Origin of the sequence: Pseudomonas sp. NY11955 (assembly GCF_048068035.1) — a bacterium.
In the GTDB taxonomy this organism is placed as follows: domain Bacteria; phylum Pseudomonadota; class Gammaproteobacteria; order Pseudomonadales; family Pseudomonadaceae; genus Aquipseudomonas.
The window spans coordinates 1-12,193 of the sequence record NZ_JBLUPS010000018.1 but is presented as its reverse complement, the minus strand read 5'-3'; the positions used below and the strand labels follow the sequence as shown (position 1 = coordinate 12,193).

Below are 12,193 nucleotides of genomic sequence, written 5' to 3'. Positions count from 1 at the left end.
TCCCGGGCACGGCAGGCCTGATGATTATGTGTAATTTTATCGAATGCGGAGTTCCAACATGCCAAAAATGAAAACCAAGAGCGGTGCTGCGAAGCGCTTCCTGAAGACAGCTTCGGGCTTCAAGCACAAGCACGCTTTCAAGAGCCACATCCTGACCAAAATGTCGACCAAGCGTAAGCGTCAACTGCGCGGTGCCAGCCTGCTGCACCCGTCCGACGTGGCAAAAGTCGAGCGCATGCTGCGCGTTCGTTAATTCTGGTTAAGATAGAGGAAGTTACTCATGGCTCGTGTTAAGCGCGGCGTTATCGCTCGTAAGCGTCACAAAAAAATTCTGAAACTGGCTAAAGGTTACTACGGTGCACGTTCGCGCGTATTCCGTGTAGCCAAGCAAGCGGTCATCAAGGCAGGCCAATACGCCTACCGCGACCGTCGCCAGAAGAAGCGTCAGTTCCGCGCACTGTGGATCGCTCGTATCAACGCCGGTGCCCGCACCAACGGTCTGTCCTACAGCCGTCTGATTGCTGGCCTGAAAAAGGCTTCGATCGAAATCGACCGTAAGGTTCTGGCTGATCTGGCAGTGAACGAAAAAGCGGCGTTTGCTGCGATTGTCGAGAAAGCTAAAGCCGTTCTGGCTTAAGTACCCGCGACAATCACCCGGCGGCGCTAGCGCCGCCGGGCATTGAACGTCATCGATAGGGGAAGAGCCTTCAAAGCTCTTCCCCTATTTTCGTATCTGGAGTCTGTACATGGAAAACCTGGATGCGCTGGTCTCCCAAGCCCTAGAGGCCGTGGAACGCGCTGAAGACATCAACGCCCTGGAACAGATCCGGGTTAATTATCTCGGCAAGAAGGGCGAGCTGACCCAGGTGATGAAGACCCTGGGCAACCTGCCAGCCGAAGAGCGGCCGAAAGTCGGCGCACTGATCAACGACGCCAAAGAGCGCGTCACCGTCGTGCTCAATGCTCGCAAAGCCGCCTTTGAAGAAGCCGAGCTCAGCGCTCGCCTGGCCGCCGAATGCATTGACGTCACCCTGCCAGGCCGCGGCCAGGCCACCGGTGGCTTGCACCCGATCACCCGTACACTCGAGCGCATCGAGCAGTTCTTCACCCACATCGGCTACGGCATTGCCGAAGGCCCAGAGGTGGAAGACGACTACCACAACTTCGAAGCGCTCAACATCCCTGGCCACCACCCGGCCCGGGCGATGCACGACACCTTCTACTTCAATGCCAACATGCTGCTGCGTACCCACACCTCGCCGGTGCAGGTGCGGACCATGGAGTCCACCCAGCCGCCCATTCGCATTGTCTGCCCAGGCCGTGTTTACCGCTGCGACTCGGATATCACCCACTCGCCGATGTTCCACCAGGTCGAAGGCCTGCTGATCGATCGCGATATCAACTTCGCCGACCTCAAGGGCACCATCGAAGAATTCCTGCGCGTGTTCTTCGAAAAAGAACTGGCGGTACGTTTCCGCCCATCGTTCTTCCCCTTCACCGAGCCGTCCGCCGAAGTCGACATTCAGTGCGTGATGTGTTCCGGCAATGGCTGCCGCGTGTGCAAGCAAACCGGCTGGCTGGAAGTGATGGGCTGCGGCATGGTGCACCCGAACGTGCTGCGCATGTCCGGCATCGACCCTGAAGAATTCCAGGGCTTCGCCTTCGGCATGGGCGCCGAGCGCCTGGCCATGCTGCGCTATGGCGTCAACGATTTGCGTCTGTTCTTCGACAACGACCTGCGCTTCCTCGCGCAATTCCGCTAGGTCAATGCCCGACGCAACTTTCAGGAGAACAGCATGAAATTCAGTGAACAGTGGCTGCGCGGTTGGGTAAACCCGCAAGTCTCCCGTGACGAACTGGTCGCCCGCCTGTCCATGGCCGGCCTCGAAGTCGACAGCGTTACCCCCGCTGCTGGCCAGTTCAGCGGCATCGTCGTGGGCGAAATCCTAGCCACCGAACAACACCCGGACGCCGACAAGCTGCGCGTGTGCCAGGTGACCAATGGCCAGGAAACCTTCCAGGTCGTGTGCGGTGCGCCTAACGCCCGCCCAGGCATCAAGATCCCATTCGCCATGATCGGCGCCGAGCTGTCTGGCGACTTCAAGATCAAGAAAGCCAAGCTGCGCGGCGTCGAGTCCTTCGGCATGCTGTGCTCGGCTGCCGAACTGGAAATCAGCGAAGAAAACGACGGCCTGCTGGAACTGGCGGCCGACGCCCCGGTTGGCGAAGACATTCGCAAGTACCTGAGCCTGGACGACGCCAGCATCGAAATCGGCCTGACCCCGAACCGCGGTGATTGCCTGTCCATCGCAGGCCTCGCCCGTGACGTCAGCGCCCTGTACGACACCCCGGTCACCCGCCCGGTCGTGCCAGCCGTAGCGGCTGCCCATGATGAAGTGCGCCCGGTCGAAGTCAGCGCTCCGGCTGCCTGCCCGCGCTACCTGGGCCGGGTCATCCGCAATGTCGACCTGAGCAAGCCAACCCCACTGTGGATGGTCGAACGCCTGCGCCGCAGTGACGTGCGCAGCATCGACGCCGCCGTCGACATCACCAACTACGTGATGCTCGAACTCGGCCAGCCGATGCACGCCTTCGACCTGGCAGAAATCAACGGCGGCATCCGCGTGCGCATGGCTGAAGAGGGCGAGAAGCTCGTCCTGCTCGACGGCCAGGAAGTGGCACTGCGCGCCGATACCCTGGTGATCGCCGACCACACCCGCGCCCTGGCCATCGCCGGCGTCATGGGTGGCGAGCACAGCGGTGTGAATACCGAAAAAACCCGCGACCTGTTCCTGGAAAGCGCGTTCTTCGAGCCAATTTCCGTCGCCGGTAAAGCCCGTTCCTACGGCCTGCACACCGATGCCTCGCACCGCTACGAGCGCGGCGTCGACTCGCAACTGGCCCGCGAAGCCATGGAGCGCGCCACCCAGCTGCTGCTGGACATCGTCGGCGGCGAAGCCGGCCCGATCGTCGAAGCCGTCAGCGAACAGCACCTGCCACAAGTAGCCCCGGTCACCCTGCGCGCCGAACGCATCACCCAGATGCTCGGCATGGAAATGGACCCAGCCCAGGTCGAGCAGCTGCTCAACGCCCTGGAACTGACCACGACTCGCAACGGTGAAGGGCAGTGGACCGTCGACGTGCCAAGCCACCGCTTCGACATCAGCCTGGAAGTGGACCTGATCGAAGAACTGGCCCGCCTGTACGGCTACAACAACCTGCCGGTTCGCTACCCGCAAGCCCGCCTGGCCCCCAAAGGCAAGCCGGAGACTCGCGGTGACCTGCCGACCCTGCGTCGCCTGCTGGTTGCCCGCGGCTATCAGGAAGCTATCACCTACAGCTTCATCGACCCGAAACTGTTCGAGCTGTTCAGCCCAGGCGTAGAACCGCTGTTGCTGGCCAACCCTATCTCCAGCGACATGGCTGCCATGCGTGCATCCCTGTGGCCGGGCCTGGTCAAGGCGTTGCAGCACAACCTGAACCGCCAGCAGGACCGCGTGCGCCTGTTCGAAAGCGGCCTGCGCTTCGTCGGCCAGCTGGGTGACCTGCAGCAGCAGCCGATGATTGCCGGCGTCATTACCGGCAGCCGCCTGCCAGAAGGCTGGGCCAACGGCCGCGACGGCGTCGACTTCTTCGACGTCAAAGCCGACGTGGAAGCCCTGCTGGGCTACTCTGGCGCCCTGAGCGACTTCACCTTCAGCGCCGGCAAGCACCCAGCCCTGCACCCAGGCCAGACCGCCGCCATCGAGCGCGACGGCAAACTGGTCGGCTACCTGGGCGCCATCCACCCAGAGCTGGCCAAGGCCCTGGACCTGGACCGCCCAGTATTCCTGTTCGAGCTGGTGCTGGGCGACGTGGTCGAAGGCCGCCTGCCGAAGTTCAGCGAGCTGTCCAAGTTCCCGGAAACCCGCCGCGACCTGGCCTTGATTGCAGGACGTGATGTCGCTTCTAGCGCGGTGCTTGAATTAATTCGTGACAATGCAGGCGAATGGCTCACAGACCTCAGGCTGTTTGATGTCTACCAAGGTAAAGGCATTGATCCTGATAGAAAAAGCCTTGCCGTCGGCTTGACCTGGCAGCATCCATCGCGCACTCTTAACGACGATGAGGTGAACACTACCCTGCAAAACATCCTCACCTCGCTCGAACAAAGGTTGAACACCACGTTAAGGAAATAACGGCATGGGTGCTCTGACGAAAGCTGAGATGGCCGAAAGGCTGTACGAGGAGCTGGGGCTTAACAAGCGTGAGGCCAAGGAGCTGGTCGAGCTGTTTTTCGAAGAAATTCGGCACGCACTTGAAGAGAACGAGCAGGTGAAGCTGTCCGGTTTCGGCAACTTCGACCTTCGCGACAAACGCCAGCGGCCGGGCCGCAACCCCAAGACAGGGGAAGAGATCCCGATCACCGCACGGCGCGTCGTCACCTTTCGTCCAGGGCAGAAGTTGAAGGCCCGGGTTGAGGCCTATGCTGGAACCAAGCCATAACGACGAGCTGCCCCCCATACCGGGCAAACGCTACTTCACCATTGGTGAAGTGAGCGAGCTTTGTGCGGTAAAGCCGCACGTGCTGCGGTATTGGGAGCAGGAGTTCGACCAGCTTAACCCTGTGAAGCGGCGGGGGAATCGGCGGTATTATCAGCGCCAGGATGTGCTGATGATTCGCCAGATTCGTGCGCTGCTTTATGACCAGGGGTTCACCATTGGCGGGGCCCGGTTGAGGCTTTCCAGTGATGAGGCTAAAGATGAATCCAGCCAGTACAAGCAGCTGATTCGGCAGATGATTGTTGAGTTGGAAGATGTGCTGGTGGTGTTGAAGAAGTGAGCCGGTTTGCTGGTGAGTGAAAAAAATTTGATAAAAAGCTTTCATTTATCAGGAGGTTAGGGTAGATTCTTCAGCGTTCTCAGAGGTTGTGAGAATGTAGTCGGGGCGTAGCGCAGCCCGGTAGCGCACTTGCATGGGGTGCAAGGGGTCGAGTGTTCGAATCACTCCGTCCCGACCAAATAATCCCAATGACTTAGCCACCTTAGGGTGGCTTTTTCATTTCTGCGTGTGGGGACTTTTTCGGGACATCATCCGATTTTCCTCTTCAGTATCGTCAACACCGGCCCACGCGAGTCCGTTGTTGATACCATGTTCGCAGCCTCAATCAGCTTGCCCAGCTCAGCGCCGGAGTAATGACTGGTGATGCTGCCGTTCTTGTGCCCGAGAAGTGACTTCCGATCCTCTTCAGTAACGCCCGCGGCCCGTAGTCGGCGGCCAAAGGTGTGCTTCAAGTCGTGTATCCTGATCGAGGCATACCCAGGGTGAGCGGGGCGAAGGTTTTCCTCCTGCCAGAGTTTCGCCGCTCTCACCCGCGCCTTCTTCCAAGCCGAGTCGTTCATTCGATGCATTGCGGTGCCGTTGTATGGAAAAACCCATTCCTTGTTGATTCCGCGCTGACGCTCAATTATCGACTTGGCCACGCTGTTCAATACCACCAGGCGCTCGTCGCCATTCTTTACGCCCGACCGGGCGTGCCTCCCGCCGAAGTCAGCGGGGATCAGGAAAACACTGGTCCCAAGTTCCGGCACCGAAATCTCCCAATCCCATCTCAGCTTGCACACCTCCTGTTCGCGACAACCTGTGTTTACTTTAAACAAGGCCATCGTCTGCAGGTGCCCTGGCAGCTCGTTGAAGAGGATCGACTGCTCTTCCCATGACATCGGGTAAGGCTTGCGGCTCGACTTCTTCTCCTCGAGTTTTTTCAGCATCGGCACACTATCCAGCCATGGCCGGCGATCATCATCACGCCATTTCCTCGCGCAGAGGCTCAGTACCCGAACTGCGCGCTCGATCGCGATGTTGATTGTCCGGTTGCTCACCGCCTTTTCAATTGATCCGTCTGGCAGCACCTTTTCCGTCTGCCGGTCCCTGATAAAGGGTTCAAGCGCCTGATCGTCAATGTGCGTCAGCGGCAGGTGGCCAAGGTATGGATGCAACTGCTTCATGCACAGCGCCGTCAGGTGGATTGATGGCTGGTCTTTGACCTCGAGGAGGTAGCGCATCGCCGCCTCCTCCCAGGTATGGACCTGCCGAACGCCATATACCTTCTGCTGGCGCAGTTTCTCCAGCTTGTGGATCAAGTACTGCTCTGCTTCTTCCCGGTCACCAGTTCCAGTACTTTCTCGAATTCGCTCCCCTTTGTAGACTTTGTCGATTTGCCAGACACCGCCCTTCTCGTAGAGGCCGGTGATCGTTTTTCGCGCCATGCATCATCTCCTCGGCGCTCGCTGCGGGGCCGATTGTTGTCCTGTCCGGTGGCTTTTTCAATCGCCTTTGCCTCAATGTAGGCGTCTGCCCACTCGTCTAACTCCTGGCGATCAAAGGCGACCCCCTGCTTTCCGATGGGGAATTCCCGAACGCAGGGCCTTACGGTCTTGTTGAACTCATCCCGGCACATGCCGAGATACCCTGGCGCATCACCGAACCGGATGAACCGAGGCTGAATGCTTGAGGGCTTTGCTGCTGTGGCATTCGCCATATTGGTCTCCGTGCCGTTCAGGCCGTGAAGTGGTATCCGACCTGCGCCGCGCGGGCGGCTTCCTCGGTGCGGAACATGATTTCTTTGGTGCCCGGCCAGCCCTCGGCCGTGTATTCCACCGATACCCACCAGTGGCCGAACTTGCGGTACGGCTCGCCGAGGATCTTCGTGACGTAGCAGTCGATCAGATTCATGGATGGTCTCCACGCCGCCGGTGGCGGCAGGTTGGTTATTCGTCGTCGTCTTCGTCGGTGCATCCGGTAACTTCCATGGCGAAGGCTCGCCACTTCGCCTGATCGGCTTCGCTCATCTTTCCCCATGGGCCCGCGCAGTCTTGCTCTACCAGCTCGCCGCCTTTGAGCTTGAGCGTGCCGCAGTTACTGCCGATGTCCTCGTCAGCGAAGACGACGGTGATTTCTTCGGTCGGGTGCAAGGCGGACAGGGCTTTGAAGACTGGTACCGGCGTATTCCAGGCCGTATCGAATGACAGTGAGCAGCCCTCAGCATCGATCTTCTGGCTGTAGGCGTTCCACTTGGTGCCCCAAGCTTGTCGCCCGAAGTCCATGTCGTGCATAAAGCCTGTCTTGCGGTGATTGCGCAGCATCTGGATGAACTGCTCGAAGCTTTCGTCGCTGAGCTTCGTCACCGAAGAGGTCTCGCGACTGTGGCGCTGCATTCCGGCGAGCATCGGGTTGTTGCTCAGGGGCAGATTGATTGCAGCCTCAGCTGCGGTTTCAGCCGCACCGCAGACGCCATCCCAAGGGAACTCGCCCTCAAACTTGATGACCTTGCCGAAGTCGATCTGGCCGTCCCCGTTGATCAGCGATGTGAGGACGTGCGCTGGCGCGCTGACTTTGTTGGTGATGTGGTTTGGCATGGCGATAGCTCTCCATGCCCGCGCATGTCGGCGGGCTTGAGTAGTAGGGGGAGGGGTTACGACTGGGCGTTGCGCGAAAGGGCATGCGCCAAGTGGCGCGCGTAGGTCGAGGCGGCGCGCCAGTAGGCGGCCATCGGTCCCTTGCGGCGAAGCCATGAGTTTTCTGCCTCGGCGTCAGCTTGGGCGCGCAGTTCGCGAAGCACTGCTTCGATCCGCGCCCTGTCCTCTGCCGGTAGCTTCAGCAAGGCCCGCCCCGCTGGCAGTTTCAGGAGCGGGTTGATGTAGCCCATGCGGCCTCCTGCTGAATGTCGACCTGGTGAATGCTCATCGCGGCCCCCTGTAGATCAGGTAGGCCATGTAGGCGAGGGCGATCATAGAAGGTGTCCTCCGGCTTCGAGCAGGCTGTCTCGGTCCTTGCGAAGCGCATCGTTCTCGGCGGCGAGCTTGCCCAGCAGGCCGTAACACTCAGCCAGCAGGTTGTTGGCCGCTTCGATAGCCGGGCCTTTGCCGGCCACGCCGCGTTGGCAGGCTTTCATCAGACCCTGAACGTCGGTTGCTTCAGTGGTCATTGATCAGCTCCTTCGGCACCTGGACGGTATCGCCGAGCTTGGCAAGGACGAGTGACCGGCAGAACGCGATCAGTGGAGTCGGCCCATAGGACCATGGCGAATTCATCCCGGTGCCGCCGGAGTAGCGGCAAGGTCCGTCGTTGAGGTGCTTATCGTGCCGGACGCTGCCCTGGTGCTTGTCGATCAGGGGGCCGCCGCAGTGCCAGCAGGTTGAAGGGGTGTAACTCGATTCGTCGCCACCTCCCACGCTGATAGCGAGGGAGCCGAAGAGTGCGAAAGGTTTTTGGGTCTCCTTCTTCCGGGGCGACAGCATGATGGTGTTGATACCCTCAACCTGGGCAACCGCCCAATCCAGCGCCGCACCGACCAGGTTGGACACCCTCACTTCGATCAGGTCGGTCATGGCTTCACCTGCTCGGCGCTCGCGACCAGCCTGAACCTAATGAATTCTGGAGGTTGGTAAAACTCTTGGAGCCTCGGTACGAACTCCTGCCCAGAGGCATCCCGAAGGACTACGCGATCAGTGCCTACGTACATCACCTCAGCACTCACCCATTTGGCGTTGACATCAAGTCGTTCAATGACATCCCCGACAGAGGGAAGGCCTTCGCCTGGCCATGATTTTGGCCTTTCATGCAATGAGTCAATCGACGGAAAATCGTCATGGTAACTGCATGACAATTGATACTTGTGAGGATCCGCATCAGCACAAAACCCACGAACACCAAGGTCGTCAACCCGGTACCAGCCAGCCACATGGGATTCAGTGTCCTCCCCATAGTGCGTTGCCCATTTCGGCGCGTTGCTCCAATCGATCTTGCTCACAGATGATACCTCTCATCAATCCAGCGCCCAGGCGCAAGAGCGGGTGTAGGTTCGGGTTGGGTTTCGTGCGGGGAGAGCTGGCACTGGTTGCCGGCCTGCGTTGCTGGAGTGCAGGTCAGTTGCAGAACGCCCAGGGTGGCGCGGATCCGACGAGCGTCGTCTCGGTCCTTGAAGGCCAACATGGCCATGGCGAACATCGCCACGAACCCGACGCAGCAAAGCAAGGCCATGCCGCACCAGGCGATGACCTGATTTTGTTCAGTCACGGGGATTCCTTGGCCGCCATATCGCGGCAGTGAATAGAGGGGAGAGGGGTTACAGTTGGAAGGAGTACAGGTGTGCTCTTTGGTGTTTTAGCTTTGAGCGCGCATGAAGGCCGCCATGTGGCCCATCTGCTCAACTATGGCGCGCTCTTCAGCTGCTGCAGCTGCGATGATCTTTTCCTTGCGCTTCTGGCAGAGCATGCAATCGACTTTGGTCCAGTCACCTGATAGCTCAGATGAATCACCTATGAAGGTGCCGCACGGCGCTTGCTCAAGGTCTTCCAGGTCGGTGAATGGTGCGAAGTGCGTCTTCACGACTTCACCTTCGGCTCTGCGCTGGCTGATAGGGCGGTCTTTATCCTGCGCTTCAAGGGCGTGCTTATATCGTGTGTCCATGCCTCTTCCAGCAGTGCATCCCGTTCGGCCAGCTGGACGCGCAGGGTGTCGCGCTCATTGGCGGCTGCTACCAGCGCCACGTCCATGCGCTGGCGTTCCTTGCGCAGCCGCTCAACCTCGCCAGGATCGGCGCGGGTGTAGAGCGGGGTTTCTTTCCATCCTGCGGCATCTTTCCTTTTGTCGTAAAAGGCCGGCCATTCAACCTCGGGGCGCGTGTACATCCACGCCACCGGCTCACCCTGGTGCTGCTGGGCGCTCGCATTCCACAGCTCGACCGCCTTGTCACGGCCTGGTTGCTCCTCACCCTCATGTTGCGCCACGCCCACCGGGCCGCGGGCCAGGCAAGCCTCATGCGGCCCTGTCAAACCTTGGCAGATCACCACTGAAGCGTCGCTGTCTAGGCGATCGATGAGGAAGTCCTGCTGGCCGCAGAAGGGGCACGGCAGCAGTTCGCTGACCATCTCGGTGTTGCTGGATCGGTTTTCTGTGGGCATGGGTAACCTCAACGATTCGGATAGGTTTGAGTTAGAGCGCCATTGACCACATGCCCGCGCCTCAGCACCAAGTTGGCCAGTGCGGCGCGGTCTTTCTGGCTGTGGCTGGCTTGGCCAAGCAGGCCGAAGTAGCTGTTGGCTGTCTCGCGCAGGTTCTCTGCTGGCGCGGCAGCTGTGCGCTTCATGGCCTGGGCCACCGATTTCTTGCGAGTGGTACGCCGCCATGGCTTGATCACATGCCCGACGAAGTCCACGCCGCGATCAATTGGCTGCAGGATGGTCTTCGACGGGTTGAGCCTGACGCCCAGGCTGGGCAGGAAGTCTTCGATCTGGCTGAGCCAGTCATTCAACTGCTGCGGCGACTCATGAAGCAGCACGAAGTCGTCGACGTAGCGTATGTAGTGCTTGGCCTTGAGCGTGTGTTTGCAGAACTTGTCCAGGGCGTCGAGGTAGACGTTGGCGAAGAACTGCGACGACAGGTTCCCGATGGGCAGGCCGAGGTACGACGGCTGCGCAGTGAGACGCTTGTGCTGCGGCACCCGGTTGAACAGATGGGCCGGGCTGCGCTCGACGTAGTTCTCACGCGGGTCGTGCATCAGCACCTGCAGGGCCAGCTGCCTGAACCACGGATCGTCGATTCTTTCGGCCAGCTGCCGGCCCAGCACGCGCTTGTCGATCGACACAAAGAAGTTGGCCAGGTCGCACTTGAGGTAGAAGCCGGGCCGGGACCAGTTGTGCGTCTGGCTGCGGATCTTCGCTTCCATCCGCTTACCGGCGTACAGCGTGCCGCGCCCTGGGATACATGCGCAGCTGTCCGCTATGAAGCTGCGCTCGATGGCGGGGCCGATGCGGTTGTACAGCAGGTGGTGCACGATTCGGTCGCGGAAGTCGGCGGCCCACACCTCGCGGGCCTTTGGTCGGGTGACCACAAAGCAGATTGAGCGACCAGGACGGTAGGTGCCGGCCTGTAGCTCGTCGAAAAGGTCGAGGAGATTGATCTCCATGTCCACTTCGAAGCGTCGGGCGCTCGCGGTGTTCCGCTTGTGCCGTCGGCAGTCGTAGTAGGCCTGGGCCAATTCCTCGAAGGTGAAGCTCGCAACGGGCGAATCTGCGGACGGGGCGGACGAGACGCTCGTTGTTCTTGTCGTTGTTGTTGAGCCAGCCATCCTCAAAGTCCATGTTGTAGGCGTTGTTGGCGGAGAACTGCGACCTATCGTGCTATCTACGTCGCCAGGACGATTGCTCAGCCTGGAAACTGCGCCGGACCTTCCAGCATCTGCTGGTGGTATCCGTGCTGCGCATGGCGGTGATCACACATCAGCGGCACGACCAGATTCAGCGCGCAGGCAGAAGGGCCTTAACCCTCAAGCAGCGGGCGCGGTTGCGGATTTCTTCCAGGCGTTCGCCTGGCGGCCCACGGAGGCCGTGAGCTTCATTGCCTTGGCGTGCTGGCCTTTGCTGATCAACCCTTTGTTGGTGAGGGCACGCAGCAGGTAGTTCAGCATCCAGACGCTTTCTAGCAGGAGGTTCAGGTGTGGGAGCTTGTCCCGTGCCATGTTGGCTCGGCCAATCAACACCAGAGCTTGCAGGCATTCGTCCCGGATCTTCGAGCCGACGACCTGCTTGAGGTCGCGCGGGATGTTTCGAACCAGGTCGAGCGAAAGGCCGAGCAGTTCCTCGGCCACCTTGTGTATTTCGAGCTCTGTGTGAAGGGCCATCCTGGCCTCCTAAAAGCGAGGGCGCCTAGGCGCCCATGAATGAAGAATTGGATTACGGAATAAATCTGCGGACGGGGCGGACGAGACGCTCGTAGTTCTTGCCGCTGGTGCCGAGCCAGCCACCCTCAAAGCCCACGCTGTAGGCGACGTAGGCGGAGAACTGCGAAGACGACCAGTGATAGGCCTTCTCGAACAGCTCAGGCACGTTCGCTTCTGCCACCTGCAACTCTCGGCGGGCAGGCAGGTAGAAGTCGTTATACCCGTCAGCGGTGAACTCGCTGGCCAGCTTTGCGGCCGGGTGTTCGTTGCTGTCGGCTAGCAGCGCCCGGGTATTGGCCAGGCCGTCGCTCATGCTGGCGGCGCCTTCACATTCCTCGCCGTGACCACCCCATTCGGCGCGCACCTGCTCGGTAAGCAGCGGCACGATCAGGTAATAGTCCGGCGCGCCATTCTCGCCGCGCACCAGGCCGGCGTTGTAGCCGCCTTGCCCTGGCCAGTACGACCCCAGGGCCGGGACGCCAGAAGGCACG

At 60.3% G+C, this 12,193-nt stretch carries 19 protein-coding genes and 1 tRNA gene; 7 read left to right on the top strand and 13 right to left on the bottom strand.

Translation table 11 applies throughout. From position 1 onward, the window contains the following. Positions 1–58 precede the first annotated feature (58 nt). The 7 genes from rpmI to ACNFBR_RS25035 all read left to right on the top strand — a co-directional run bounded on the left by rpmI (position 59) and on the right by ACNFBR_RS25035 (position 5,000). Entirely contained in the window at positions 59–253 is a 195-nt protein-coding gene (gene rpmI / locus ACNFBR_RS25065; RefSeq protein WP_003250667.1) for a 50S ribosomal protein L35, read from the top strand. Positions 254–280: 27 nt separating this feature from the next. Beyond that, positions 281–637 (top strand): 50S ribosomal protein L20, encoded by a 357-nt coding sequence (gene rplT, locus ACNFBR_RS25060; protein ID WP_003250671.1) that lies wholly within the window; start codon positions 281–283, stop codon positions 635–637. 109 nt (positions 638–746) lie between these two features. Further along, a complete protein-coding gene (gene pheS, locus ACNFBR_RS25055) occupies positions 747–1,763 on the top strand; it encodes a phenylalanine--tRNA ligase subunit alpha (protein WP_003250674.1) in 1,017 nt (338 codons plus the stop codon). Between the two features lie 33 nt (positions 1,764–1,796). Further along, entirely contained in the window at positions 1,797–4,178 is a 2,382-nt protein-coding gene (gene pheT, locus ACNFBR_RS25050) for a phenylalanine--tRNA ligase subunit beta (RefSeq protein ID WP_416737229.1), read from the top strand. Positions 4,179–4,182: 4 nt separating this feature from the next. Continuing rightward, on the top strand, positions 4,183–4,485 hold the full coding sequence (ihfA, locus tag ACNFBR_RS25045) for an integration host factor subunit alpha (protein WP_003250679.1): 303 nt from the start codon (positions 4,183–4,185) through the stop codon (positions 4,483–4,485). Further along, on the top strand, positions 4,466–4,822 hold the full coding sequence (locus ACNFBR_RS25040; protein WP_003250681.1) for a MerR family transcriptional regulator: 357 nt from the start codon (positions 4,466–4,468) through the stop codon (positions 4,820–4,822). The genes ihfA and ACNFBR_RS25040 overlap by 20 nt, the downstream gene beginning before the upstream one ends. Before the next feature lie 101 nt (positions 4,823–4,923). After that, positions 4,924–5,000, top strand: a tRNA-Pro gene (locus tag ACNFBR_RS25035). 70 nt (positions 5,001–5,070) lie between these two features. Here the strand turns inward: ACNFBR_RS25035 and ACNFBR_RS25030 are convergent. The 13 genes from ACNFBR_RS25030 to ACNFBR_RS24970 all read right to left on the bottom strand — a co-directional run. Beyond that, a complete protein-coding gene (locus ACNFBR_RS25030) occupies positions 5,071–6,198 on the bottom strand; it encodes a tyrosine-type recombinase/integrase (protein ID WP_416737306.1) in 1,128 nt (375 codons plus the stop codon). Continuing rightward, on the bottom strand, positions 6,120–6,521 hold the full coding sequence (locus tag ACNFBR_RS25025) for a hypothetical protein (RefSeq protein ID WP_416737228.1): 402 nt from the start codon (positions 6,519–6,521) through the stop codon (positions 6,120–6,122). The genes ACNFBR_RS25030 and ACNFBR_RS25025 overlap by 79 nt, the downstream gene beginning before the upstream one ends. 17 nt (positions 6,522–6,538) lie before the next feature. Further along, entirely contained in the window at positions 6,539–6,715 is a 177-nt protein-coding gene (locus tag ACNFBR_RS25020) for a hypothetical protein (RefSeq protein WP_195903738.1), read from the bottom strand. Positions 6,716–6,750: 35 nt separating this feature from the next. After that, positions 6,751–7,398, bottom strand: coding sequence for a hypothetical protein (locus ACNFBR_RS25015; protein ID WP_416737227.1), 648 nt, complete (start codon positions 7,396–7,398; stop codon positions 6,751–6,753). A gap of 56 nt (positions 7,399–7,454) precedes the next feature. Next, positions 7,455–7,688 (bottom strand): hypothetical protein, encoded by a 234-nt coding sequence (locus ACNFBR_RS25010; RefSeq protein WP_416737226.1) that lies wholly within the window; start codon positions 7,686–7,688, stop codon positions 7,455–7,457. A gap of 81 nt (positions 7,689–7,769) precedes the next feature. Then, positions 7,770–7,967, bottom strand: coding sequence for a hypothetical protein (locus tag ACNFBR_RS25005; RefSeq protein ID WP_416737225.1), 198 nt, complete (start codon positions 7,965–7,967; stop codon positions 7,770–7,772). Beyond that, positions 7,957–8,370, bottom strand: a complete 414-nt coding sequence (locus tag ACNFBR_RS25000) for a phage protein NinX family protein (protein WP_416737224.1) — start codon at positions 8,368–8,370, stop codon at positions 7,957–7,959. Before ACNFBR_RS25000 ends, ACNFBR_RS25005 begins: the two co-directional genes overlap by 11 nt. A gap of 418 nt (positions 8,371–8,788) precedes the next feature. Then, the gene (locus ACNFBR_RS24995) at positions 8,789–9,058 is read right to left on the bottom strand and encodes a hypothetical protein (protein WP_416737223.1); all 270 of its coding nucleotides are present in this window, start codon (positions 9,056–9,058) and stop codon (positions 8,789–8,791) included. An 87-nt stretch (positions 9,059–9,145) separates the two neighbouring features. Then, positions 9,146–9,370, bottom strand: coding sequence for a hypothetical protein (locus ACNFBR_RS24990; protein WP_416737222.1), 225 nt, complete (start codon positions 9,368–9,370; stop codon positions 9,146–9,148). Continuing rightward, positions 9,367–9,912 (bottom strand): Lar family restriction alleviation protein, encoded by a 546-nt coding sequence (locus ACNFBR_RS24985; protein ID WP_416737221.1) that lies wholly within the window; start codon positions 9,910–9,912, stop codon positions 9,367–9,369. The genes ACNFBR_RS24990 and ACNFBR_RS24985 overlap by 4 nt, the downstream gene beginning before the upstream one ends. Positions 9,913–9,953: 41 nt before the next feature. After that, positions 9,954–10,955: an RNA-directed DNA polymerase gene (locus ACNFBR_RS24980; protein ID WP_416737304.1), complete on the bottom strand. Its 1,002-nt coding sequence runs from the start codon at positions 10,953–10,955 to the stop codon at positions 9,954–9,956. A 354-nt stretch (positions 10,956–11,309) separates the two neighbouring features. Continuing rightward, complete coding sequence (locus tag ACNFBR_RS24975; protein WP_274297840.1) at positions 11,310–11,663, bottom strand: four helix bundle protein; 354 nt, start codon at positions 11,661–11,663, stop codon at positions 11,310–11,312. Between the two features lie 52 nt (positions 11,664–11,715). Next, on the bottom strand, positions 11,716–12,193 hold a 478-nt coding region (locus ACNFBR_RS24970), incomplete at its 5' end, for a DUF1566 domain-containing protein (RefSeq protein ID WP_416737220.1).